Below are 24060 nucleotides of genomic sequence, written 5' to 3'. Positions count from 1 at the left end.
GACGGGCCACACTCCGTCCAGCGACCCCGGAAACGAGGAGTGAACCACTTGCCATCCTTTTCCAACACGCTTGAACAGGCCATCCATGCCGCACTCGCTCATGCCAATGAACGACAGCATGAGCTGGCCACGCTGGAACACCTGCTCCTGGCACTCATCGACGAGCCCGACGCGGCCCGTGTGATGAAAGCCTGTAGCGTGGATCTGGAAGACCTTCGGGGGACGCTGCTGAAATACATCGACGAGGAATTGTCGGCCTTCGAGACGAACATCGAAGGGTCGGAAGCCGTTCCGACCGCCGCATTCCAGCGCGTGATCCAGCGGGCCGCGATCCACGTCCAGTCCTCGGGCCGGACCGAAGTGACCGGGGCCAACGTGCTGGTCGCGATCTTCGCGGAACGCGAAAGCAACGCGGCCTATTTCCTGCAAGAGCAGGACATGACGCGCTACGACGCGGTGAACTACATCGCGCATGGCGTGGCCAAAGACCCGTCCTATGGCGAAACCCGCCCCGTTTCCGGTACCCCGGATTTCGAGGAAGCGACCAACGAGGCCCCGGAAGAAGAGGCCAAGGATTCCGCGCTCGGGAAATACTGTGTCGATCTGAACGCCAAGGCGCGCAAAGGCGACATCGACCCGCTGATCGGCCGCGATCAAGAGGTCGAGCGTTGCATTCAGGTGCTCTGCCGCCGCCGCAAGAACAACCCGCTTCTGGTGGGCGATCCCGGCGTGGGCAAGACCGCCATCGCCGAGGGCCTCGCCAAGAAGATCGAAGCGGGTGAAACGCCGGAAGTGCTTTCGGAAACCACCATCTTCTCGCTCGACATGGGTGCGCTGCTTGCGGGCACGCGCTATCGCGGCGACTTCGAAGAACGTCTGAAGGCTGTCGTGTCGGAACTTGAAAACCACCCGGACGCGGTGCTGTTCATCGACGAAATCCACACCGTGATCGGTGCCGGTGCCACCTCGGGCGGGGCGATGGATGCCTCGAACCTGCTGAAGCCCGCGCTTCAGGGCGGCAAGCTGCGCTGCATGGGCTCGACGACCTACAAGGAATTCCGCCAGCACTTCGAAAAGGACCGCGCGCTGTCCCGCCGGTTCCAGAAGATCGACGTGAACGAGCCGACGGTCGACGACACCGTGAAAATCCTCAAGGGCCTCAAGCCCTACTTCGAGGAGCATCACGCGATCAAATACACAAACGACGCGATCAAGACCGCCGTCGAGCTTTCGGACCGTTACATCAACGACCGCAAGCTGCCCGACAAGGCCATCGACGTGATCGACGAGGCGGGCGCGGCCCAGCACCTCGTCGCCGCCTCGAAACGCCGCAAGTCCATCGGCACGAAAGAGATCGAGGCGATCATCGCCAAGATCGCCCGCATCCCCCCGAAGTCCGTCTCGAAGGACGACCAAGAGGTGCTGCGCGATCTGGAAGGCTCGCTCAAGCGCGTGGTCTTCGGTCAGGACGATGCGATCACGGCACTGTCGTCGGCGATCAAACTGTCCCGCGCCGGTCTGCGCGACCCCGAAAAGCCCATCGGCAACTACCTGTTCGCCGGGCCCACGGGCGTCGGCAAGACCGAGGTGGCGCGCCAGCTTGCCAGCCAGCTTGGCGTGGAGCTCCTGCGCTTCGATATGTCGGAGTATATGGAGAAGCACGCGGTCAGCCGCTTGATCGGCGCGCCTCCGGGCTATGTCGGCTTCGATCAGGGCGGGCTTCTGACCGATGGCGTGGATCAGCACCCGCATTGCGTTCTGCTGCTCGACGAAATGGAAAAGGCGCACCCGGACGTCTACAACATCCTGCTTCAGGTGATGGACCACGGGCAATTGACCGACCACAACGGTCGCACGGTGAACTTCCGCAACGTGGTGCTCATCATGACCTCGAACGCGGGCGCCACCGAACAGGCGAAAGAGGCGATCGGCTTCGGTCGTGCGCGGCGCGAGGGCGAGGATACGGCGGCCATCGAACGCACGTTCACGCCGGAATTCCGCAACCGTCTGGACGCCGTCATCAGCTTCGCGCCCCTCAGCAAGGACGTCATCACGCAGGTCGTCGAAAAGTTCGTGCTGCAACTCGAAGCGCAGCTCATGGATCGCAACGTGTCCATCGAACTGACCCCGGCGGCGGCGGAATGGCTGGCCGACAAGGGGTATGACGACAAGATGGGCGCCCGCCCGCTGGGCCGCGTCATTCAGGAGCACATCAAGAAGCCGCTCGCGGAGGAACTGCTCTTCGGCAAGCTCGCAAAAGGCGGACTGGTGCAGGTCGGCGTCAAGGACGGCGAGATCGACCTTCGCATCGAAGAGCCGGGGTCGCCGCGCATTACCTCGCGCAAGAAGCCCCCGCTTCTGACGGCGGACTGAGCCCCTGAACCACAACGGATCGGGCCGGCCTTTTGGTCGGCCCTTTTCTTTGGCCTCAAGCCAAATGACTCGCAGGCATGCCGATGGTACCCTTTCCGAAAGATGAGAGGGAGGCTTGCATGGCACCGATCGACTTCTGGTATTCCATCGGATCGACCTACAGCTACCTGACGGTGATGCGTCTTGCCGATGTCGCGAAACGCACCGGGGCCACGTTCAACTGGCGCCCGTTCAACGTGCGCCATGTCATGACCTTGCAGAACAACATCCCGTTCAAGGACAAGCCGGTGAAGACCGCTTACATGTGGCGCGACATCGCGCGCCGCGCCGAACGCTTCGGCCTGACACCCCGCCTGCCCGCGCCCTACCCCTTGCCCGGCCTCGTGCTCGCCAATCAGGTGGCGACGCTCGGCGTGGAGGAAGGATGGTGCGAGACCTATACGCGCGAGGCCTATCGCCTCTGGTTCGAAATGGACGAACCCGCAGGACAGGAACCAAACCTCACGCTCGCCATCACCCACGCCGGGGCCGACCCCGCGCGGGTTCTGAGCGAGGCGCGCGGGCCACGGATCGAGGACAAGCTGCAACGGGAGACCGAGAACGCCATGCGTCTGGGCATATTCGGCTCGCCGACCTTCGCCGTGGGGGATGAAATCTTCTGGGGTGACGACCGGCTCGACGACGCGATCGACTGGGCGCGGCGAACCGCTTGAACACACCGGCAGGTCGCGTAATCTCGCATCATGCACGCCCTGAAGTTGAGCATTTCCGCCGTCCTGATCGCCACGCCAGCCCTTGCCCGCGACCCGATCCTGAACCTGCCCATCGACTGCACCTTGGGCGAGGACTGTTTCATCCTGCAATACACCGATGCCGATCCCGGTCCGGGTGCCGCCGATTACACCTGCGGTCCCATGGCCTATGACGGGCATCGCGGCACCGATTTCGCGCTTTACACTTTCGACGCGATGGAGGCGGGCGTGGATGTCCTCGCCCCCGCCCCGGGCGTGGTGCGGGGCGTGCGCGACGGAATGCCCGACACCGGGTTCGACGACACGCCGCCGGAAATCCTCGAGGGCAAGGATTGCGGCAATGGTGTCTTGATCGACCACGGCGGCGGCTGGGAGACCCAGATGTGCCACATGAAGCAGGGGTCGGTCGCGGTGACGAACGGCCAGCGCGTCGGTATGGGAACCGTGCTGGGTCAGGTCGGTTACTCCGGCCGAACGCAATACCCGCACGTTCACGTCAGCATCCGTCAGGACGGGCGCGTCGTGGACCCGTTCAACACCGACGAGATCACGGCCTGCGGCGAGGATGACGGCGACGAGGACGACCTCTGGGCCGCGAGCCCGGCCTATACCGGCGGCGGCCTGATCTCGGTCGGGGTCGGAACCGAGGTGCCGGAGTATGAGGACGTGAAACGCGGGGGCGTGGGCGGCAAGCAGTTTTCGGCGGAGGCCCCCGCGCTGGTGGCCTGGGGCTTCGCCTACGGCGGACAACAGGCCGATGTCATGGAAATCGCGATCTTACGGCCTGACGGCAGCGAACTGGTCCGGTCCCGCGCATTGATCGCCAAGAAACAGGTGCTTTACTTCCGGGCCGCCGGGAAACGGTTGCCGGAGGCTGGCTGGCCTGACGGGGTATACGCCGTCGAGGTGACGCTGGAACGGGGCGGCGAGGTGCTCGACCGGATCGAGACCGAAGTTTGGGTCGGTCGCTAGCCCCTATTTCTCGGTCAGTTTCAACTCGATGCGCCGGTTCGCCGCCAGCGCCTCGTCACTGTCGCCCTCGGCAATGGGTTGCCATTCGCCAAAGCCCGCCGCGACAAGCCGGTCAGGCGGGAAGCCGAGCTGATCCTGCATATAGCGCACGACCGACAGGGCGCGGGCCTGACTGAGTTCCCAGTTGTCGGCATATTCCGCGTTGCCCCGAAACGGCTGGCTGTCGGTGTGGCCGTCGACGCGCAGGATCCAGTTGATCTCGGGCGGGATTTCCGAGGCGACATCGCGCAGCGTGCCGGCGACGCGCGCAATCTGCTGGCGCCCGGCGGCGGACAGGTCGGCCCCGCCCACCGGGAAGAGCACTTCCGAGGAGAACACGAACCGATCGCCCTCGATCCGGATACCATCCCGGTCGCCCAGAACCTGACGCAGACGGCCGAAGAATTCCGAACGATAATTTTCCAGATCGGCGGCTTCGGCGCGCAGACGTTCTGCCTCGGCCCGTTCCAGTTCGGCCCGGGCACGTTCCTCTTCGGCCAGGGCCGCCTGACTTGCGGCGAGCGCCCGCTGTTCGGCGGCGACCTGCGCGAGCGCGGAATTGAGCCGCGATCCCAGCGCCTCGACCTGAACCTGCGCCTCTTCCTCGCGCGCCTCGGCCTCGTCCAGCACGTTTTCGAGGTTGCCCAACTGCTCACGCAAGGCAGCCATCTGTTCGTTGAGGAGCGCGACGCGGCGTTGCGCCTCGGCGCTCGCCGCCTCTTCGGTTTCCAGCGCGGATTGCGCCGTGGCCAGCAGGGCGGCCTGACGGTCGGCCTCGCTCAGGGCCTGATCGCGCGCGGCCTCGAGATCGTCCTGCGAGGCGCGGGCGGCGGCCAGCAGGGTCAGCGTTTCCTCGGCCTTCCGGCGCTGTTCTTCCAGCGCAAGGGTCATCGCGGTGATCTCGTCATCCGCATTCGCCAGACGCTCTCGCAGGGCCTGAAGGGCGGCGGCATCGGCCAGACGGGCGGCTTCCTCGTCCGACAGCTCTTCGCGCGCCTGTTGCGCGGCGGCTTGCGCGGCGTCGAGGTCGGCCTGCTGGCTTTCGATCGTGGATTGCGCCTCGTCCAGCGCGGCGGTGCGCTCGTCGATGGTCGCCTGTGCCGTGGCAAGCGCCGCATCGGTTTCAGCCGCCGACGCCCTGAGATCGGCCAACAACGCTTCGACCGCTTCGCGACGCGCGGCGGCGAGGCGGGCCGCTTCGGCCTCGGCATCGACCTCGTCCCGCGCCTGAGCGAGGGCGATCTGCAAAGCCTCTTTCTCGGAGATCAGGCGCGACTGTGCGTCTTCCAGTTCGTCGATGCTGGCGCGCAGTTGAACCGCCTGCGACTGCGCTTCGTCCAGTTCGCCTTCGGTCTCGGCGAGGTCGGCCTGCGCCGTATCGCGTTCGAGGATGATGGCATCGCGTTGCGACAACAGGCTCGCCACCTGTTCCTCGAAGCTGGCGATCTGGCTCTGGTATCCGGCGATGCGTTCCGCCTGCGCCTCGGTCTCTTCCGTCAGTTCCGAGATCATCGCCTGCTGCGCCGCGCTCTGCGTGCGCATGTCGCCCAGCGTGGCGGTCAGGCTTCCCACCTCTTCGCCCAGTTGCGCGGTCCGCTGACGCTCCAGCCCCAGCGCGTCGGCCAGCCCCGCGACCTGCATGGACAATTCGTCCAGTTCCGTCGCCTGCCCGGAAATCTGCTCGCGCAGCACGTATTGCACGACCATGAAGATCGTCAGCACGAACATGAGCACCAGCAAAAGCGCCGTCATCGCATCGACGAACCCCGGCCAGATGGTGCCTGAGACGTTGCGGACAGAGCGTCGGGCGAGGGCCATTTACTGCCCCCCTAACGCGCGGATCGCCTTGGTGAGAGCATTGATGTCGGAGCGCAGTTCGGCCATCGTCTCCTGCCGTCCGGCCGACATCTCTTCGAGGATGCGCAGAAGTTGCACGTCGATGGAGCGCAGGCGCATCCGGGCCTCGGCATCCTCGGTCTCGGCGGTTTGCGTGGGCGAAGCCATGCTCTGCGTTTCGATCGCGTCCACCATCCGGGCCTGACCATCCGCGATGCTTTCGAAATAGGGCACGAGATCGGGCTGTTCGCCCATGTTGCGGGCAAGCCGATCGACCCCGTCGACCAGTTGCCATAGCCGCGCATCCGTGGTGGCGCGCCCGTCCTCGGCGGTGGCGACGGCCTGACGCAAGGCTTCGATCTGCTCGGCCATATAGGTGAGGTATGCGGCCATCCCCGCCTCGCCCTGCCCGTCGTCACCGGGGCTGAACCCGACCTTGGTGATCGACGACATCCATTCCTCGAGCTCGCGGTAAAAGCGGTTCTGACCATGGCTCGCGAAGAGTTCCAGCAGGCCGACGACCAGCGAACCGGCGAGCCCCAGAAGCGAGGACGAGAACGCGGTGCCCATGCCGCCAAGCTGCGCCTCGAGCCCGGTCATGAGCCGGTCGAACACCTCGACCCCCGCTTCGCCATCGGCGGGGGCGAGCGAACGGATGGTTTCGACGACCGCGGGAACCGTGGTGGCGAGGCCGAAGAACGTCCCCAACAGGCCGAGGAAGATCAAGAGGTTGGTGATGTAGCGCGTGATGTCGCGTTCTTCGTCGATCCGGGTCGCGACACTGTCGAGGATCGAGCGCGCCGACGAGGCGCCGATCTGCATCCGGTCGCGCCGCGTGCGCAGCAGGGCCGCCAGCGGCGCGAGCAGCCGGGGCGCCCCCTTGCCGTCCTGCTCGCCCGACGCGAAGCGTTTGATCCAGCCGACCGAATTGGCGATCTGAACCACCTGCCAGAAACAGGCGACCAGACCGATCACGAACACCAGCCCGATGAAGGCGTTCAGGTAAAGGTTCGCCAGAAAGACCGGCAGCACCTGCGGCAGGGCGAAAAACACGCCGACGCCGACGAGGCCCAGAACGATGAGCATCGTCAGGATCTGACGCAACGGGCGGGTAAACTTCGGCTCGGCCCCGTGATCCGGCTGGTCCATGCGGACAAGCTCCTTCCGGATGTGTTGTTTTGCGGAAAGGTTAGTCTTTGCTGGGCGTCATGCCAAGGAACGAATGGGGGGTCAGGCCGTGATCCGGCGCACTTCGCGGGCGAGCCACGTCAGGTCCGGGTCTTCGATCCCCACTTCGGTCAGATGGCCTGCGGTGTTGTACAGGTATTCCGTGTTCGGCCCCCTGCCCCCGACTGCCTGCGCGATGATCCGGGCCTGTTCGTCGAGGTCGAGATGGCAATACTGCACGTGCTCCGGGTCGATGATGTAGGCGACCGCCTGAACCCGCCGCCCGTCGGCAAGGTCGAGCGGCAGGACACGCTCCAGATAAGCCGACGAGATCAATTCGCGCTCGCGCAGATAGGCCATGGTGGGTTCGTGGTGCTCGGGGTCGACACGGTAGGCGACGCCCCGGCAGCTTGCCCCCTCTTGCGCGTCGAGCGCCAGCACCAGCCCCGGGTTCTCATCCGTGCCGCGATGGTGGATCGAGCGCATACAGAACGAACGGTGGTAGCCCGACAGCGTCGCAAGCACCTGCTCCACATGCACAAACCCCTGATTCCACAACAGCGATCCGTAGCCGAAGACCCACAGGTCGTCCTCCATCCCGCTTCCCCTTGTCACATGCGCTGGCTAGAAGGGGGGACGGTATCAGAGAGGTCGTCATGCGCAAGGCACCCCAGATCATCATCAGCCTGATCGTGCTCGTCTTCGTGGGATGGGGCGGTTATTGGGTCATCGGCTCGCGCGCCACGGAGCGCGTGTTGGCAGGCTGGTTCGAGGATCGCCGGGCCGAGGGGTGGACGGCCGATTATGCCTCGCTCGACACCGCCGGGTTTCCCAGCCGTTTCGACACGACGATCACCGACCTGAACCTTGCCGATCCCGAGACGGGCATCGCGTGGTCGGCGCCGATGTTCCAGTCGCTGTCCCTGAGCTATGCCCCGACCCGCGTGATCGCGGTTTTTCCCGGCGAGCAGGTGTTCGCGACGCGCGACGACCGCATCAGCATCACCGCAGAGACGTTTCGCGCCTCGGCCAGCCTGACCCCCTCGGTCGAACTGCCGATCACCGAAAGCGTTCTGGAACTGGCTGCGGCGGATATCGTGTCGGCCCAGCGCGGGACGACGGAAATCGACGCCGCGCAGCTTTCGATGCGGGAAACGCCGGGGCGGCAGGGCCATGTCTACGATGTCGACGTCACCGCCTCGGGCATCCGCCTGGACCCGTCGCTGATCGCGGCGGCTCGCGATTCCGGCGCGGTGTCGGACACGATCGAACGGGCGCATCTGCGTGCGACCATCCGGTTCGACAACGCATGGGACCGCTTCGCCATCGAACGCGCCCGCCCCCAGCCGCGCGAGATCGAACTGACGCGGGTCACCGTGGACTGGGGCGCGCTGACGTTGGACGCCACCGGGGTTTTGGTCGTAGGGGCCAATGGCGTGGCGGATGGCGAGGTGGACGTGAGGGCCGAGAACTGGCGCGACATGGTCACCATTGCCCAGTCGGCAGGCGCGATCCCGGACATGCTGGTGGGCGCGCTGACCCGCGCGGGCGAAATGCTGGCGCGGATGTCGGGCGACCCGGAAACGCTGGATGCCACCCTCAAGTTCGAAAACGGTCGCGCGTTTCTCGGGCCGATCCCCATCGGCGCGGCCCCGGTGATCCGATTGCCCTGATCTGGCGTCAGATCGGACCCGGACGGCGTTCTTCGGACAACAGCACGTTCGCCTCGACCTCGCCCACGCCCGGCAGCGTCATGATGCGGCGGCGCAGGATACGTTCGAAATCCGACAGGTCGCGGGCCACGATCCGCAAGCGGTAGTCGTATAGCCCAAGGACGTGATGGACGAGTTGCACCTCGGGGATCGCGGCCACCGCACGCTCGAAATCTTCAAGGCTCACGCGGCCTTTCGCGGCGAGTTTCACGCCCAGAAAGACCGTCACGCCGAACCCCAGCGCCTCGTGGTCGATCTCGACGCGGCGCCCGGCCAGAATGCCGGCGTCGGAAAGCCGCTTGACCCGCCGCCACGCCGCAGGTTGCGACAGCCCGAACCGCCGCCCCAACTCGCCCGCCGACAAGGTGGCGTCGGCGCTGAGCGCACGCAGAAAGGCACGGTCGGTGTCGTCGATCTCGGTCATAGCGGCAATGCCCCGCGTTCGGCGATCGAGGCCACCTGCATCAGCGCCTCAATCTCGGCAATATGCGGAAGGGTCAGGATGCGGTCCCGGTAGATCTGCTGATAGTGGCCCATATCACGCGCGATGACGTGCAGGCGCACGTCGACCTTGCCGAGGAAGGTCTGGATCTCAGTCACCTCCGGCACCTCGCGCGCCGCCGCCAGAAACTCGTCGAAGGCGCGCGGATTTGTCTTGTCGATGGTGAAGCGGAGCGAGACCTGCACGTCATAGCCAAGCGCCGACCAGTCGATCACGGCGAACTGTCCACGGATCACACCCTCGCGCGTCATCTTGTCGATCCGCCGGGATGCCGTCGCCGGGGTGACGCCGGCAAGATCGGCCAACGCACCCGAACTCAGCTCGGGATCGGCCAGCAGACGACGCAGCAGGCGGCGGTCCGTATCGTCGATACGCATGGATTCCTCGCAAAGCGCAGATTTCGCGCATGACCCCATCGCATTCTAAGCAAATCAGGTCAACGTGTATGGCGGTCCAAAGGCGGAAACTGAGAGCCGCTCCATGCTAGCCGTGCGCCCGAAAACCTGTTAACGTTCTGGTTAGTTGAGCAGAAGCGGCGCAGACCGCGAACATTGCAGGCAGAGCATGGCAGAGCAGACGATTTACGTCTATGCGACGGCGGACGTGTCCATCACGCACGCCGATGGAAGTCCGACCCGGAATTCAGACCTTCTGAATTCCGCGCAACACGGCAATTCCTTCAGTTGGGAAAACCCGAACGATCTGGCGTTCACGTTCTCGGGCAGCCCGGTCGCGGTGACGTTCGAGGATTCCGACGGTATCATCGAAGACAATCCCTATTCCGGCAACACCGTGACGGACCAGTTGCTGACCCAGCCCGTCACCATCGGAGGCACGACCTTTACCCCTTCGGCGACCGATGTCCGCTGGCAGGGCGCGACCTTTGTCGAGAACGAGTTTCAGGTCTCGCTTTTTGACGATCAGGGCAACGCCTACAACATGATCGGCGTGTCGGTCACCGTTGGCTACACCACCACCGTGGTCGGCGTGGCGTTCTTGGGAAGCCCGCCGCCCGCCGGAACGACGCTTTCCTATGTGCGGGGCGAGTCGACGTTCGACGCATCGGGCGGGGTCGATCCGGTCGAAATTCTGGACATCGCCGTGCCCTGCTTTCTGGCAGGCACCCGGATCGACGTCGCCTCGGGCACGAAGCCGGTGGAACGGCTGCGCCCCGGCGATCTTGTCCATACGCTCGACCACGGGCTTCAACCCTTGCGTTGGGTCGGGCACAGCACCGTGCCGGGCGACGGGCCGCTTGCACCCGTCCGATTGAAAGCCGGGGCGTTGGGCAATCGGCGCGCGCTTTGCGTGTCACCGAACCACCGCATCCTGATCCGCGCCGCCGTGGCGGAGTTCTACTACGGACACACCGACGTGCTGGTGCCCGCGAAGTCGCTGGTCGACGACCGCTCCATCGTTCTGGCCCCGACCCGAACGGCGCATTACGTTCACCTGCTGTTTGCCCGGCATGAAATGGTGTTCTCGGAAGGACTGGCCAGCGAGAGCCTGTTCACCGGAACCATGGCGCTGGAGGCCCTTGGCGACGAGGCGCGCGCGGAGCTTCGCGGGCTGGTCAGCGAGACGGAACTGGCCCGAATGCGCCTCAACCGCCCCGCCCTGTCGGTCTCGGAAGCGCGGGCGCTGCTGCATCTGGCGCGCAACGGCCAATCGGCGAGTCGCACCCAGAGCGCCGCTGCCTGAGCCACAGCTCCGACGCATTGATCTTTCACATCATCGCTGAAATGCGAATGATCTATCGACATTTGACTTCAAATGTCGCGATTTCGCACGAACAAACACACATCTGCTTCTAGTATGCCCGCCGAACGATAACTGAAGGAGCATGCCATGAGCCTGCGCGTTTACTACGATCGCGACTGCGACGTGAACATCATCAAAGACAAGAAGGTCGCGATCCTCGGCTACGGCTCGCAAGGTCACGCCCATGCGCTGAACCTGCGCGACAGCGGCGCCAAGAACGTGGTCGTCGCCCTGCGCGAAGGCTCGCCCTCCGCCAAGAAAGCCGAAGGCGAAGGGCTCAAGGTCATGGGCATCGCCGAAGCCGCCGCCTGGTGCGACGTCATCATGTTCACCATGCCCGACGAACTTCAGGCCGAGACCTACAAGAAATACGTCCACGACAACCTGAAAGAAGGCGCTGCCATTGCCTTTGCTCACGGTTTGAACGTGCACTTCGGCCTGATCGAGCCGAAGCCGGGCGTCGACGTCATCATGATGGCCCCCAAGGGTCCGGGCCACACCGTGCGCGGTGAATACGTCAAGGGCGGCGGCGTGCCCTGCCTCGTCGCGGTTCACCAGGACGCGACCGGCAAGGCGCTGGAAATCGGCCTGTCCTATTGCTCGGCCATCGGTGGCGGCCGCTCGGGCATCATCGAGACGAACTTCCGCGAAGAGTGCGAAACCGACCTCTTCGGCGAACAGGCCGTGCTTTGCGGCGGTCTCGTCGAGCTGATCCGTATGGGCTTCGAGACGCTGACCGAAGCCGGTTACGCGCCCGAGATGGCCTATTTCGAGTGTCTGCACGAAGTGAAGCTGATCGTGGACCTGATCTACGAAGGCGGCATCGCCAACATGAACTACTCGATCTCGAACACCGCCGAATACGGCGAGTATGTCTCCGGCCCGCGCGTTCTGCCCTACGAGCAGACCAAGAAGGCGATGAAAGAGATCCTGACCGACATTCAGACCGGAAAGTTCGTGCGTGACTTCATGCAGGAAAACGCCGTCGGCCAGCCGTTCTTCAAAGGCACCCGTCGTCTGAACGACGAGCACCAGATCGAAGAAACCGGCGCCAAGCTGCGCGGCATGATGCCGTGGATTTCGGCCGGCAAGATGGTCGACAAAGAGAAAAACTGATCCGGCGGCAACGGCGAATTTCGCCGTATTGCCAATGCGATGGATTGATTGACCCCGGCCCTGCGCCGGGGTCTTTTCGTCTTTCGGAGGACCGCATGACGACACCGCGCATCACACCGGCCAGCTGGGCCATGTTCACCACGCTTGCGGTCGTCTGGGGATCGACCTTCCTGATCGTCGAGATCGCGCTTCGAGGCGTCGGTCCCGGCTGGGTCTCGGCCGCGCGCGTGGTCTTCGCCGCGATCTTGATGCTCGCGGTCTGGGCCGCAAACGGTTTTCGCCTGTTCGAAAGCAAACCGACCCGCGGTGACTGGGGCCTGCTGATCTTCGTCTGCCTTCTCTCCGCGACCTTTCCGTTCCTGCTTCTGCCATGGGGCCAGCAATACGTCACATCGGCCTTCGCGGGCGTCACCATGGCGTCGATGATCTTCATCGTGCTGCCGATGGCGCATTTCATGGTCCCCGGCGAGCGGATGCGGCTGCGCTCGACCATCGGGTTCCTGATCGGGTTCGCCGGGGTCGTCATCCTGATCGGGGGCGAGACACTGACCGCGCAAAGCGACCCCATGGCACTCTGGGGCGGTCTTGCGGTGTTCGGAACGGCGGTGTGTTACGGCGTCGGCTCGATCTACATGCGACGTCTGCCGCCGATCGACCCGCTGGGCCTGTCCGCGATGATCATGATCGTCGGCGCGGTCGGCACGGTGCCGGTCGCCTTCGCACTGGACGGCCCGCCCCCGATGCCGGACCGCACGACTTTCATTGCGCTGGCGGTGCTGGGTCTGATCCCGACGGCGGCGGCGAACTTTCTGCGCACGGTCCTGATCCGGTCGGCTGGCCCGACGTTCCTCAGCCTCGTGAACTACATCGTCCCGCTCGTCTCGGTCGCGCTCGGGGCGGCGCTGTTGAACGAGGCGCTGCCGCCGACCATGCTGCTCGCCCTCGTCGCGATCCTCAGCGGCATGGCGATCAGCCAGTGGGAGGGGTTGGTGCGCGTGGCCCAGCGCCTGCGGGCCTAGGCGGTCGCGCGTTCGACTTCGGCCACGATCCGGTCCACGACCTGTGTGAGGAACGTCTCGTCCTCGCATTCCGCCATGACGCGGATCAGGGGCTCGGTTCCCGATTTGCGGATCAGCAGGCGGCCCTTGCCGGTCAGATCCTGCTCGCTCGCCGCGATCACTTTGCGAACATTTTCATCGTCCAGCGGCGTCTGACCTGCATGATACCGCACGTTTTTCAACAATTGCGGCACGGTGTCGAAGACCTGCGTGAGGTCCGAGGCGCGCTGCCCCGTCTCGACCATAGCGGCGAGAAACTGAAGCCCGGCCAGCAGGCCGTCGCCCGTCGTCGCGTAGTCGGTCATCACGATATGACCCGACTGCTCGCCGCCCAGATTGAAGCCGCCTTCGCGCATCCGCTCGACCACGTAACGGTCGCCGACCTTGGTGCGCTCGAGCCGCAGGCCCTTGCCGCCAAGATACCGCTCAAGTCCGAGGTTCGACATCACGGTCGCGACCAGAGCCCCGCCCCGCAGCGCACCTTTTTCCGCAAAGCGCCCCGCCATCAGCGCCATGATCTGATCGCCGTCGGCCACGCGCCCGGTTTCGTCGATGATCATCACGCGATCCGCATCCCCGTCGAGGCAGATGCCCACGTCCGCGCCATGATCCAGCACGGCCTTCACGGCGGTGCGGGTGTCGGTCGAGCCGCATTCGAGGTTGATGTTGGTGCCGTTCGGCTTCACCCCGACCTCGATCACCTCGGCCCCAAGCTCCCACAATGCCTCGGGCGCGGCGCGGTAGGCGGCCCCGTTGGCGCAGTCGATCACCACCTTCAGCCCGTCCAGACGGTGATCCGACGGGAAAGTGGTCTTGATGAATTCGACGTAGCGATGCCGCCCTTCGTCGATCCGCCGGGCCCGACCGATGTTTTCGGGATGCGCCAGTTCCACCCCTTCGTCGACCATCCGTTCGATATCGGCCTCGGCCTCGTCTGACAATTTGAAGCCGTCCGGGCCGAAGAACTTGATCCCGTTATCGGTGAAATGGTTGTGGCTGGCCGAGATCATGATGCCCAGATCGGCGCGCATGGAATGGGTCAGGTGCCCCACGGCGGGGGTCGGCACCGGGCCGAGGAGGAGCACGTTCATCCCCGTCGAGGTCAGGCCCGCGGTCAGCGCGTTTTCCAGCATGTAACCCGACAGGCGCGTGTCCTTCCCGATCACGACCCGGTGGTCGTTCTTGCCGTCCGAGCGAAAGAACCGCCCCGCCGCAGCGCCGAGTTTCAGCGCCATTTCGGCGGTCATGGGGTGGCTGTTGGCCAGCCCCCGCACCCCGTCGGTGCCGAAGAGTTTTTCCGCCATGCTCAGACCTCTCCATCCAGCGCGGCCATGAGGGCCAGCGCCTGTGTCGTTTCCCGCGTGTCATGCACCCGGATGATATGCATCCCCTGCGCCGCACCGTGAAGCGCGATGGCAAGCGAGCCGCCCAGCCGATCCTTCGCCTCGGGCGCATGGCCGATGGTGCCGATGAACCGCTTACGCGACACGCCCAGCAGCACCGGCAGGCCGAAGTCGTGCAGAAGCGTCAGGTGGCGCAGAAGTTCGAGGTTGTGCTCGAGCGTCTTGCCAAAGCCGATGCCGGGATCGGTGATGATCCGGTCACGCTTCACACCCCGGTCCACCGCAAAGCCGATACGCCGTTCGAGGTGATCCATCACCTCGCCCACGACATCCTCGTAGCTCGGGTTGTCCTGCATCGTGTCGGGCAGGCCCTTGGCATGCATGAGGCAGACCGGCACGTCGTGTTCGGCGGTCAGATCGGCGAGTTCGGGATCGAATTCGAAGGCCGACACGTCGTTGACGATGTTCGCGCCTGCGTCCAGCGCGGCCTCGGCCACCCGCGCCTTGCGCGTGTCGATCGAGATGGGCGTGGTCACCCCCGCCCCGCGCAGGGCTTCGATCACCGGGACGGTGCGGCGGATCTCTTCGTCCACCGCCACCTCTTCCGCGCCGGGGCGCGTGGATTCTCCGCCGATGTCGATGATGTCGGCCTCGCCCGCCATCGCGATCCCGCGTTTGACCGCCGCGTCGAACCCGGCATGGTCGCCGCCGTCCGAGAAGCTGTCGGGGGTGACGTTCAGAATGCCCATGACGCGGGGCCGGTCGAGCGTCAGGCCGCAAAGATCGGGGCGCGGCGCCGACAGCCGGGCACGAACGTCGGCATCGTCAGGCCCCAGAACCTCATCGAACCAAGCCCCCCGAAGCCCGGCGAGGGGAAGCGCGGTGTCGCGGCGCGAACCCCGGCGCGCGATGGGCTCCGAACGGCTCAAGGCGCCTCACCGATGCCGAGCGCGCGGGCGGGAATGTCGGTCTCGGGCAAAGCGCCCCCGACCGAGAGGATTTCCTGGGCCTGCATCTGGTGTGCGAACCACGCGGTCAGGGCCAGCGGGTCGGTCACGTCTGCGTCGTGTCCATCGACCGCATCCAGCACGATCTTGGACGGTGCCCAGACGCAGATCTGGCCGTGTTTCATCGCCCAGTCGAGTTCGGTGCGCGTGCCCACGACGACACAGCGGCGGTCGCGCGCGGCAAGGAGCCACGCGTTGATTTCGAGCGACAGAAGGTCGATCCGCCGTTGCGGCAGGTCGCGATTGGCAACCGGCACGGGCTGGTCCGCATAGCCCACGGTCAGGATCGCCGGAGCCTTCCACGCCTCGAGCGTGTCGAGCAGGCCGATCAGTTCGGGGGCGGCGATGGCCGCATTGGACAGGTGAACCACGACGGGATGCGGCATCTCGGCGCCGGACATGGCGACCGGCGCACTTTGCCCGCGCGTCCTGACGATCTCGACCCCAAGGGCGCCGGGGCCACGGTCGAGTTTCTCGATCCTCACGAAGGTGCGCTGCGCCTGTGGGGCCGCAAGGATGCGGTCCGCCACGCGCTCGGCCAGCGTTTCCAGCAGGTTCAGGCGTTCGGCAGCCAGCTCGAAGGCGATGGATTCCGTGATCGTGTCATAGGACAGGATCTTGTCCACATCGTCCGCCACCGGCCCTTCGGGCGCCGCGACCTCGACCACGATGTTGAAGCGCAGGCGTTGGGTCGTGCCACGTTCCTGCTGAAACGCACCGATTTCGGCCTCGACCACGTGATCGCGCAGGGAAATCCGGTCCGGCGGCGCGGCCGGTTGACCGTGCGCTTCGGAGCGGGCCTCGGGGTGCTCGAAGGCAAGACGGGTTTCAGAACTCATGCACGTCTCCTTGGCGGCGGAAAATGCCCCAAGGGGGTCCGAATGGAAAGCCGAAACTCAGCGGTAGAACCGATGCGTCCCGATGTTCGCCGTGATGGCGAATTCCTGCGCCCAGTAGGGGTTGACGTAGGTCGCGTGATAAAAGGTCGCGCCATTGGTCAGGATGCGCGGCCCGTCCTTCATCATCGCCGCCGCATAATGCCCGGCCCGATCCCACGCCCGCTGATCGGTCACCGTGTCGGGTAGGCCATCGCAGGTATAGGAGAACTGGCACCGATAGCGTTCGCCGGTGCCCTGATTGACCACGCCACAGATCGTATCCGGCCAGCGATCATTGTCGACACGATTCAGGATGACCTCGGCCACGGCCACCTGACCCTGAAAGGACTCGCCGCGGGCCTCGAAGTAGATCGCCTCGGTCAGGCAATACCACTCGGGGTCTTCCTCCTCCGGCGCGCCGCCTTTGGACGAGAAGATCACATCGAGTTGTTTGAGCGCCTTGGGCCGGTCCTTGGGGCGGATCGACCGGGAGGGCGCGAGCAGAGAGTGGTCGGCAGGCTCGCCGGGTTCCAACGCGACCCGCGACAGGCCCCCCGTGCGTTCGGTTTGCATAAGCGGCGAAAGCGATTGCATGTCCATCCCGGCGTTGGCCGAAGACGCAGCACAGAACACCGCGAAGGCGGCGCAGATGATAGTCCTCATGTGTCAGTCCCAGGTTGTCCCTGCCGAATCGGCGGGTTGTCAAATCCGGGACGCCGTAAAAAAGAAGCGGCCTCGAGTCCACTTTGAGGGAAAGATCAGGCCGGAAGCGTCATATCTCCGCCGATCGAGCACCGCACGGATCGGCTTTTTCGCCTAGCGGTAGAACTTGTGCACGCCGATCTGCGCCGTGTGCGCGAGCCGCCGGGCCCATCCGGGCGACACGCGGATGGTGTGGTAATAGGTGGCGCCGTTGGTCAACGTGCGCGGCGCGCCGTCCATCATCACCCGCGCGACCTTGCCGACCCGGTCCCACGCGGCGCGGTTGGTGATCGTTTCGGGATAGCCGTCACAGGTGAACGAGAACTGACAGGCGTGCTTGCGCCCGGTTCCCTGCGAGATGACCCCACACAGGTCGTTGGGAAAGGCCGCGCTGTCGACACGATTGAGGATGACCTCGGCCACGGCGAAAAGCCCCTTGTGCGTTTCGCCGCGCGCTTCGAAATAGAGCGCCTCGGTGAAGCAACGCCATTGTTCGCCGCCGGTCGCGACGGGCTGTTTGGAAAGCCACACCTCATCGGGCTGCGCGGCGGGTGCGGCGGGCTTGCGGCGCGGAAACAGCGACCGCTGCGGCGCAAGGCGCGTGATTTCCTCGATGCGGGAGGGCGAGAGGGTTTCGAAACTCGCACGTTCCTGACCGACCAGAGCGTTCAGGGCTTCGGCCGGGTTGAACACGGCCTCGGCCCGCGCGGTCGGTGCACAGGCCAGTGCGGCGCACATGGCGAAAATCAGATTGCGTAACATCAGACGTCCCCCTTCCCCCATTCGGCGGAGTTTGTTTCCGCTCATTATCGGGGGTGGTCATACGCCAAATTCCGCCGTCGGTCCAGTTTTTGGAAACATTCGCTTCGTCACGCAACATATTGGCAATGCGCGTTATTTATCCACAAGGTGTGGACAAGTTCGGGATTGCCAAGCGAAATCAGCGGGTCACGCGCGCGCGCCCCACCCCACGGTCGAGGATGGCGAGATGCGCGGCAGCCAGTCGCGCGACGGGCACCCGGAAGGGCGAGCATGAGACGTAATCGAACCCGGCCTTGCGACAGAACGCGATGGATTCCGGGTTGCCGCCATGTTCGCCGCAGATCGCGAGCGTCACATCGGGGTTGGCCGACCGGCCACGCTCGGCCCCCATCTGAAGCAGTTCGCCCACCCCTTCCACGTCGAGCATGTGGAACGGGTCTTCGGGATAGACCTGTTGCTGCACGTAGCGGCCCATGAACCGGCCCGCATCGTCGCGCGACAGGCCATAGGTCATCTGTGTCAGGTCGTTGGTGCCGAAGGACAGGAACGCGGCGTGCTGGGCAATCTCGCTCGCCCTGAGGGCGGCGCGCGGCGTTTCCACCATGACGCCGAGACGATAGGTGAAATCCACCCCCCGCTCGATCCGCACGGCGGCGGCCACGGCATCGACGCGGGCCTTGACCAGTTCCACTTCGCGCTTTGCCGAGACCAGCGGGATCATGATTTCCGGCACCACGGGTGCGCCGCCTTCGTCGGTGGCCTCGATCGTTGCCTCGAAGATCGCGCGGGCCTGCATGTCGTAGATTTCCGGCACGGTGATGCCAAGGCGCACGCCCCGCATCCCGAGCATCGGGTTGAATTCGCTCAACGCCTCGACCCGGCGCGTGACGTCGGACACCGGAATGTCCAATGCATCGGCCAGTTCGCGCATACCCTCGCGGCCCTGCGGCAGGAATTCGTGCAGCGGCGGGTCGAACAACCGGATGGTGACCGGAAGGCCGGACATGATCTTGAACAACTCGCGGAAGTCGGCGCGCTGCATTGGCTCGATCCGTTCCAGCGCGGTGCGCCGATCCTCGGCCGTGTCGGCGAAGATCATCTCGCGCATGGCGAGCAGACGGTCGTGGTCGAAGAACATATGTTCGGTCCGGGCAAGCCCTATCCCCTCGGCCTCGAACATCCGCGCCTTGGCGGCATCCGCCGGCGTGTCGGCATTGGCGCGCACGCCGATGTCGCGCGCATTGTCGGCCCAGGCGAGAAGGGTCTGAAACGCCTCGCCCAGTTCGGGTTCGAGCATCCGGGCGGTGCCGATAAGCGCCTCGCCCGCCGAGCCGTCGATGGTGATGATGTCGCCTTCGCGGATCACCCGGCCATCGGCGGCCACGATCTCACGCTTCTTGGCGTCGAGCTTCATGTTCGATGCGCCCACGACGCAAGGTAGGCCGAGACCACGGGCGATCACGGCCGCGTGCGAGGTGATGCCGCCCCGTTCGGTCAGCACCGCCTCGGCAGCGTGCATCCCGCGAATGTCCTCCGGCGTGGTTTCGCGCCGGACGAGGATGCATGGTTCGTCCTGCGCCGCGCTGGCTTGCGCCGCCCGCGACGAGAACACGACCTTGCCGGTGGCGGCACCGGGACTGGCCGCGATGCCGGAGGCAAACGCGTCACGCGGGCCGTCCGGGTCGACCTGGCTGTGCAGAAGCTCGGTCAGCGAACGCGGGGGCACGCGCATCACCGCCTCGTTCTCCGAGATGATCGCGTCCTGTGCGAGTTGCACGGCGATGTGCAGGTTGGCGCGCGACGTGCGCTGCACGCGGACCGCGTCGAGGATATAGAGACGCTCGTTTTCCAGCGTGAACTCGATCTGCATTTCTTCGCGCAGGCGGTTGCGGCACAGGTCGCCATACCGCTTGAGGTCTTCGAACACCTGCGGCAACTCATCCTCGATCGACCGCCCCCGGTCGTCGCGGGCCAGATACATGATCGCCCGCGCATCCGGGTCGCCAAGCGCGTCGCGCCCCTGGCTCTGGCACAGATAGCGCCCGCGCAACTGCCGCTCGCCAGTCTGGCCGTTGACGAACTGGATCACGCCGGAGCCGGACATATTGCGCCCGAACCCGATGGCCATGGCCTGCACCACCAGACCGAGCCCCGCATCCGCCGGCGCGCCGCGCGCCTCACGCAACAGGCGGGCCGTCGTCCCCTCCCACGCCCGGGCCATCGAGCGCAGGACGTTGGACAGCTGCGTCGCCGTGTCCTGCGGAAACGGTTCGTCGGTTTCTTCTTCGTAGATCGCCTGCGCGCGCTTGATCGCGGCCGGGTCCATCGGTGCCTTGATCTCGAACTCGTCGGGGTCGAGACGGGCGACGTGGATGGCGTAGGAACGGATGAAGCGCAGGTAAAGCGCGGTCGCTGCAACCTCTCCATGCGTGCCGATCAGCCGCTCGTAGGTCGCGTCGTTCATCCCGATGTTCAGGATCGCGGACGGTCCGCCCCAATCCGGGTCTTCGGACGAGGGGCGCACGGACAGAAGCGGTGCGTCACCGAACGAGGCGAGCATCATGCCGATGTCGGGCAGCGTGCCCTGCGATATGTCGTGGACGGTGGCGAAATCCAGCGCGACGGTCGTCGGCACCGGCATTTCAAGGCGGATCAGGCGTTGCAGGCATTTGGCACGGCCGCCATGCCGGTTCACGTCGATCGAAGCGGTCGGCGTGATTTCGACAAAGCCCTTGTTGAGCACCATATTCTGCACTGCAGCATCTCCTGATGGCTCCAACATAGTCCTAGCACGTCCACTTACAATATCGTCCTAATGACCTACGGGTTTTTACGTACCCTCGATCCGCGTCAAATCTGCAACACTCATGCATATATCGCGAATACGTGCCAGCAAATTCAAACGGTTGCGCCGAACGATCTGGTTTTCCGTGTTGATCTGAACGGCCTCGAAAAATGCGTCGATCGGGGCGCGCAGGTCCGCCATGACCGACATTGCACCTGCGAAATCCTCGGCCTCCATCGCCGTCTTGAGCGGTGCGGCGGCTGAGTCGAGCGCGGCGAACAGCGCCTTTTCCTCGGCCGCTTCCGCGAATTTCACATCGGCCCCGAACGAATACTCCACCCCGTCCTTTTCCTCGGCCTGCGTGAGGATGTTGTTAGCACGTTTGAAGCCCTGTGTCAGGTTCGCCCCGTCCTCGGTCGCAAGGAAGGCGGCGAGCGCGCGGGCGCGTTTGACCAGCAGCGTCAGGTCATCGTTGCCCGGCATGTTCAGGCAGGCGTCGATCACGTCGTGGCGGATACCTTCGTCGCGCAGGTGGACCTTGAGCCGGTCGTGGAAGAAAGCCAGAAGGTCGTCGGACAGGTCCGGCACGGCCGTCTTGAGCCCGGCCAGAGCTTCGGCCCCGTCGCGATCCTTGAACGCATCCAGAACGGTTTCCAGCGCGGCGGCGAACACACCGTGGTCGGCGATCTCGTCGATCATCATAGCGACGCCATCATTCGGCAGGGCCGCTTCCCGCGCGCCCTTGAGGCGCAGAAGCTGCATGTCGAACACGGGGTCCAGATTCAGGCGCAGGTCGTTCGCCAGCACCAGCCGGATCACGCCAAGGGCCGCGCGCCGCAGCGCATAGGGGTCTTTCGACCCGGTGGGCTTTTCGTCGATGGCCCAGAAGCCCGTGAGCGTGTCCAACTTGTCGGCCAGCGCCACAGCGACCGAAACGGGGGCGGTCGGCACATCGTCGGACGGGCCGAGGGGCGAATAGTGGTCGCGGCAGGCATCGGCCACGGCATCGGACAGACCCGCACGTTTCGCGTAATACCGCCCCATGATCCCCTGCAATTCGGGGAATTCGTAGACCATTTCCGATGCGAGGTCGGCTTTCGCCACCTTGGCCGCCAGCACCGCCTCGTCCGGTTCCGCGCCCACCATCGGCGCGATCCGCCGGGCCAAAGCGGCGATCCGGTCGATCCGCTCGGACTGGCTGCCCAACTCGCGGTGGAAGGTCACGTTGGTCAGGCTTTCGGACATCGAGGTCATGCCGTGTTGCGCCACCGTGCGCAGGTCGTTTTCCCAAAAGAACTTGGCGTCCGACAGACGCGCGGCCAGCACCTTTTGGTTGCCCGCAAGGATCGTCGCGCCATCATCCGCCGTCTCGCGGTTGGCGACGGTCACGAATTTCTCGATCCGGCCCGTCTTGGGGTTCTTCACCGAAAAGAATTTCTGGTGCTCTTTCATCGAGGTCTGAAGCACCTCGGGCGGCAGGTCGATGAAGTCGGCGCCGATGTCCCCCATGAGGACAACGGGCCATTCCACCAGCCCGGCCACCTCGGACAGAAGCCCCTTGTCCTCGACAAGCTCGAACCCGGCGGCAAAGGCGGCCTGTTCGGCGTCATGCCAGATCGTCTCGGCCCGCTCGGCCGGGTCGAGCACGACGCAGGCCTTTTTCAGCTTGGCCTGATAGTCGTCGAAGGACGACACCTTGAACGGCCCCGGCGCCATGAAGCGGTGGCCCTGCGTGGTGTCGCCCGCCGCGATCCCGTCGATGTCGAGCGGCACGACCTCGGCCCCGCCCTCGTCCGACAGGATGCACAGGATCGAATGCAGCGGACGCACCCATTTCAGGCTCCCCGCCCCCCAGCGCATCGACTTGGGCCACGGGAAGTTGCGGATGGTCCTTTCCAGAACCTCGGCCACGATGTCGGCTGCCGGGCGGCCCTTTTTCGCGATCACGGCGTACCAGGCCTGCCCCTTCTTCTCGTCGCGCGCTTCAAGCTGATCCTTGGTCAGCCCGGTCGAACGCAAAAACCCCTCCAGCGCCGTTTCGGGCGCGTCGGTGCGCGGCCCTTTGCGCTCTTCCCGCGTGTCGGGCGACATGGCGGGCAGGTCGGTGAGCGTCAGGCACAGACGGCGCGGCGTGGCAAAAGCCGCCGCCCCGCCATAGGTCAGACCCGCCTCGACCAGACCGTCGGTCACGAGTTTCTTGAGATCCTCGGCAGCGCGGCCTTGCATCCGTGCTGGGATTTCCTCGGAAAAGAGTTCGATCAGGAGATCGGCCATATCGGTCTTCCACGGTCTGTTGGCGCCATCAGGCGGGGTCCGGGCCGTGTTACCGAAGGGGGGATGGGACGTCCAGAGGCAGCGGGCCCCGGGACGTCCCGTTGGGTCAGCTTACCCGCGCGATGGCACGTTCGAACGTGGTGTCGAAGCGGCCGGCGAGCGTCTTGGTGTCCGGGCTCGCGCAGCGCGGCACGATCCGGTAGCGGGCTTCGGCAAAGCAGTAGATCGCGAAGCCGACAAGGCCGATGGCCAGCGCGCCCAGCAGGATGCGCCCGAAGGGTTGCGCGCGCACGGCTTCGAACGCCTGACCCAGCCCCCCGGCCTGCGACGGGTCCGCCGTCCAGCCCGCGCCGATCAGGAAAAAGCCGATGATCGCGATGACGACGCCGTGCGCCACAAGACCGAACTTGATCGCCGGGTCCAATGCCTGCGAGCGCGGCGACTGGCGCATGTGGCGTTTGTATTTCTCGTTGAACCCCTTGTAGCCGTAGTAGATCCCGGCCCCGACCGTGGCCGCGCCGATCGCGATGAGCACCCATTTGCCCCACGGCTCCTGTTGCAGCACCCACGAGGCGAGGGTTTTCACGCTGTCGCTTTCCCCGCCGCTCGACCCGATGGCCTGACGGGCCGCCGACACGGCGAGGCCCGCGTGGATCGCGCCGGTGATGCACAGACCAGCACGCGCGATCAGGCCCTTGGCCCCGGTGCCGTGAAGTTCGAGATCCCACCACGCGGCGACGAAGCGCCAGATGGCATAGCCCAGCAGACCCGCCGCCACGACCCAGAGGAGCGGCACGCCCCACGGCTGGTCGCGCAGGCTCGCGAGAGCGGAGGAGGTGCCTTCGGCTTCGCCGCCCGTCCAGGCTGCGAGGAACGTGAGGACACCGAGGATGACATAGGTGACGCCGCGCGCGGCATAACCGAACCGCATCAGCGGCACGACCCAGCCGGGCGGTTGGTCGAGATCGAGGGTGGTGGACATGGGGCAGCTCCGATTGAGGATGCTACCCCAATCCCCTGC

20 protein-coding genes are annotated in these 24060 nt (G+C 65.3%); 7 read left to right on the top strand and 13 right to left on the bottom strand.

Annotated features, from left to right (window positions below; all coding sequences use genetic code 11):
- The first annotated feature begins 48 nt into the window (after nt 1–48).
- From clpA to RB2654_RS18865, 3 genes are all read left to right on the top strand, one after another.
- Nucleotides 49–2373, top strand: coding sequence for an ATP-dependent Clp protease ATP-binding subunit ClpA (gene clpA, locus RB2654_RS18875; protein ID WP_040885264.1), 2325 nt, complete (start codon nt 49–51; stop codon nt 2371–2373).
- Between the two features lie 119 nt (nt 2374–2492).
- Nucleotides 2493–3086: a 2-hydroxychromene-2-carboxylate isomerase gene (locus tag RB2654_RS18870; protein WP_008334803.1), complete on the top strand. Its 594-nt coding sequence runs from the start codon at nt 2493–2495 to the stop codon at nt 3084–3086.
- Between the two features lie 30 nt (nt 3087–3116).
- Complete coding sequence (locus RB2654_RS18865; protein ID WP_008334802.1) at nt 3117–4097, top strand: M23 family metallopeptidase; 981 nt, start codon at nt 3117–3119, stop codon at nt 4095–4097.
- A 3-nt stretch (nt 4098–4100) separates the two neighbouring features.
- Here RB2654_RS18865 and RB2654_RS18860 read toward each other — a convergent pair whose 3' ends face one another.
- The 3 genes from RB2654_RS18860 to RB2654_RS18850 form a co-directional block, all read right to left on the bottom strand.
- Nucleotides 4101–5954 (bottom strand): peptidoglycan -binding protein, encoded by a 1854-nt coding sequence (locus RB2654_RS18860; RefSeq protein ID WP_008334800.1) that lies wholly within the window; start codon nt 5952–5954, stop codon nt 4101–4103.
- Entirely contained in the window at nt 5955–7121 is a 1167-nt protein-coding gene (locus tag RB2654_RS18855) for a hypothetical protein (RefSeq protein ID WP_008334798.1), read from the bottom strand. It lies immediately after the preceding gene.
- Between the two features lie 81 nt (nt 7122–7202).
- On the bottom strand, nt 7203–7736 hold the full coding sequence (locus RB2654_RS18850) for a gamma-glutamylcyclotransferase (RefSeq protein ID WP_008334796.1): 534 nt from the start codon (nt 7734–7736) through the stop codon (nt 7203–7205).
- 59 nt (nt 7737–7795) lie between these two features.
- On the opposite strand from RB2654_RS18850, the gene RB2654_RS18845 reads away from it, so the two are divergent.
- Nucleotides 7796–8812: a DUF2125 domain-containing protein gene (locus RB2654_RS18845; protein WP_008334795.1), complete on the top strand. Its 1017-nt coding sequence runs from the start codon at nt 7796–7798 to the stop codon at nt 8810–8812.
- 7 nt (nt 8813–8819) lie between these two features.
- On the opposite strand, the gene RB2654_RS18840 is transcribed toward RB2654_RS18845, so the two are convergent.
- Nucleotides 8820–9275, bottom strand: a complete 456-nt coding sequence (locus RB2654_RS18840) for an Lrp/AsnC family transcriptional regulator (protein ID WP_008334793.1) — start codon at nt 9273–9275, stop codon at nt 8820–8822.
- The gene (locus tag RB2654_RS18835) at nt 9272–9730 is read right to left on the bottom strand and encodes an Lrp/AsnC family transcriptional regulator (protein WP_040885260.1); all 459 of its coding nucleotides are present in this window, start codon (nt 9728–9730) and stop codon (nt 9272–9274) included. Before RB2654_RS18835 ends, RB2654_RS18840 begins: the two co-directional genes overlap by 4 nt.
- 187 nt (nt 9731–9917) lie before the next feature.
- Between RB2654_RS18835 and RB2654_RS22610 the strand changes: the two genes are divergently transcribed.
- From RB2654_RS22610 to RB2654_RS18820, 3 genes are all read left to right on the top strand, one after another.
- Nucleotides 9918–11054, top strand: a complete 1137-nt coding sequence (locus RB2654_RS22610; RefSeq protein ID WP_008334788.1) for a Hint domain-containing protein — start codon at nt 9918–9920, stop codon at nt 11052–11054.
- A gap of 153 nt (nt 11055–11207) precedes the next feature.
- Nucleotides 11208–12230, top strand: coding sequence for a ketol-acid reductoisomerase (gene ilvC, locus RB2654_RS18825; RefSeq protein WP_040885859.1), 1023 nt, complete (start codon nt 11208–11210; stop codon nt 12228–12230).
- 95 nt (nt 12231–12325) lie between these two features.
- On the top strand, nt 12326–13249 hold the full coding sequence (locus RB2654_RS18820; RefSeq protein ID WP_008334785.1) for a DMT family transporter: 924 nt from the start codon (nt 12326–12328) through the stop codon (nt 13247–13249).
- On the opposite strand, the gene glmM is transcribed toward RB2654_RS18820, so the two are convergent.
- From glmM to RB2654_RS18775, 8 genes are all read right to left on the bottom strand, one after another.
- A complete protein-coding gene (gene glmM, locus RB2654_RS18815) occupies nt 13246–14592 on the bottom strand; it encodes a phosphoglucosamine mutase (protein ID WP_008334783.1) in 1347 nt (448 codons plus the stop codon). The two genes, RB2654_RS18820 and glmM, sit on opposite strands and share 4 nt — an antisense overlap.
- Nucleotides 14593–14594: 2 nt before the next feature.
- Nucleotides 14595–15560, bottom strand: coding sequence for a dihydropteroate synthase (folP, locus tag RB2654_RS18810; protein ID WP_008334781.1), 966 nt, complete (start codon nt 15558–15560; stop codon nt 14595–14597).
- Nucleotides 15557–16477 (bottom strand): dihydroneopterin aldolase, encoded by a 921-nt coding sequence (locus tag RB2654_RS18805; protein WP_008334780.1) that lies wholly within the window; start codon nt 16475–16477, stop codon nt 15557–15559. Before RB2654_RS18805 ends, folP begins: the two co-directional genes overlap by 4 nt.
- Before the next feature lie 57 nt (nt 16478–16534).
- Entirely contained in the window at nt 16535–17179 is a 645-nt protein-coding gene (locus RB2654_RS18800; protein WP_246146605.1) for a cell wall hydrolase, read from the bottom strand.
- A gap of 153 nt (nt 17180–17332) precedes the next feature.
- Nucleotides 17333–17980: a cell wall hydrolase gene (locus RB2654_RS18790; RefSeq protein ID WP_138421534.1), complete on the bottom strand. Its 648-nt coding sequence runs from the start codon at nt 17978–17980 to the stop codon at nt 17333–17335.
- A gap of 178 nt (nt 17981–18158) precedes the next feature.
- Nucleotides 18159–20726 (bottom strand): pyruvate, phosphate dikinase, encoded by a 2568-nt coding sequence (gene ppdK / locus RB2654_RS18785; protein WP_008334776.1) that lies wholly within the window; start codon nt 20724–20726, stop codon nt 18159–18161.
- Nucleotides 20727–20810: 84 nt separating this feature from the next.
- Entirely contained in the window at nt 20811–23039 is a 2229-nt protein-coding gene (gene glyS, locus RB2654_RS18780) for a glycine--tRNA ligase subunit beta (RefSeq protein WP_008334775.1), read from the bottom strand.
- A gap of 106 nt (nt 23040–23145) precedes the next feature.
- Nucleotides 23146–24021 (bottom strand): DUF1206 domain-containing protein, encoded by an 876-nt coding sequence (locus RB2654_RS18775; RefSeq protein ID WP_008334774.1) that lies wholly within the window; start codon nt 24019–24021, stop codon nt 23146–23148.
- Nucleotides 24022–24060: the final 39 nt, after the last annotated feature.

Origin of the sequence: Maritimibacter alkaliphilus HTCC2654 (genome assembly GCF_000152805.1) — a bacterium.
Lineage (GTDB): Bacteria > Pseudomonadota > Alphaproteobacteria > Rhodobacterales > Rhodobacteraceae > Maritimibacter > Maritimibacter alkaliphilus.
The sequence above is the reverse complement of the archived record's forward strand: the minus strand, read 5'-3'. Positions and strand labels throughout refer to the sequence as shown.

Bases quoted from the DNA above. Each gene is read 5' to 3' on its own strand.
- glyS (WP_008334775.1), bottom strand. From the start codon at position 23,039: ATGGCCGATCTCCTGATCGAACTCTTTTCCGAGGAAATCCCAGCACGG.
- RB2654_RS18870 (WP_008334803.1), top strand. From the start codon at position 2,493: ATGGCACCGATCGACTTCTGGTATTCCATCGGATCGACCTACAGCTAC.
- RB2654_RS18775 (WP_008334774.1), bottom strand. From the start codon at position 24,021: ATGTCCACCACCCTCGATCTCGACCAACCGCCCGGCTGGGTCGTGCCG.
- RB2654_RS18790 (WP_138421534.1), bottom strand. From the start codon at position 17,980: ATGTTACGCAATCTGATTTTCGCCATGTGCGCCGCACTGGCCTGTGCA.
- RB2654_RS22610 (WP_008334788.1), top strand. From the start codon at position 9,918: ATGGCAGAGCAGACGATTTACGTCTATGCGACGGCGGACGTGTCCATC.
- RB2654_RS18865 (WP_008334802.1), top strand. From the start codon at position 3,117: ATGCACGCCCTGAAGTTGAGCATTTCCGCCGTCCTGATCGCCACGCCA.
- ppdK (WP_008334776.1), bottom strand. From the start codon at position 20,726: ATGGTGCTCAACAAGGGCTTTGTCGAAATCACGCCGACCGCTTCGATC.
- RB2654_RS18840 (WP_008334793.1), bottom strand. From the start codon at position 9,275: ATGACCGAGATCGACGACACCGACCGTGCCTTTCTGCGTGCGCTCAGC.
- RB2654_RS18860 (WP_008334800.1), bottom strand. From the start codon at position 5,954: ATGGCCCTCGCCCGACGCTCTGTCCGCAACGTCTCAGGCACCATCTGG.
- glmM (WP_008334783.1), bottom strand. From the start codon at position 14,592: ATGGCGGAAAAACTCTTCGGCACCGACGGGGTGCGGGGGCTGGCCAAC.
- RB2654_RS18845 (WP_008334795.1), top strand. From the start codon at position 7,796: ATGCGCAAGGCACCCCAGATCATCATCAGCCTGATCGTGCTCGTCTTC.
- RB2654_RS18805 (WP_008334780.1), bottom strand. From the start codon at position 16,477: ATGAGTTCTGAAACCCGTCTTGCCTTCGAGCACCCCGAGGCCCGCTCC.
- RB2654_RS18855 (WP_008334798.1), bottom strand. From the start codon at position 7,121: ATGGACCAGCCGGATCACGGGGCCGAGCCGAAGTTTACCCGCCCGTTG.
- RB2654_RS18835 (WP_040885260.1), bottom strand. From the start codon at position 9,730: ATGCGTATCGACGATACGGACCGCCGCCTGCTGCGTCGTCTGCTGGCC.
- RB2654_RS18820 (WP_008334785.1), top strand. From the start codon at position 12,326: ATGACGACACCGCGCATCACACCGGCCAGCTGGGCCATGTTCACCACG.
- RB2654_RS18800 (WP_246146605.1), bottom strand. From the start codon at position 17,179: ATGAGGACTATCATCTGCGCCGCCTTCGCGGTGTTCTGTGCTGCGTCT.
- RB2654_RS18850 (WP_008334796.1), bottom strand. From the start codon at position 7,736: ATGGAGGACGACCTGTGGGTCTTCGGCTACGGATCGCTGTTGTGGAAT.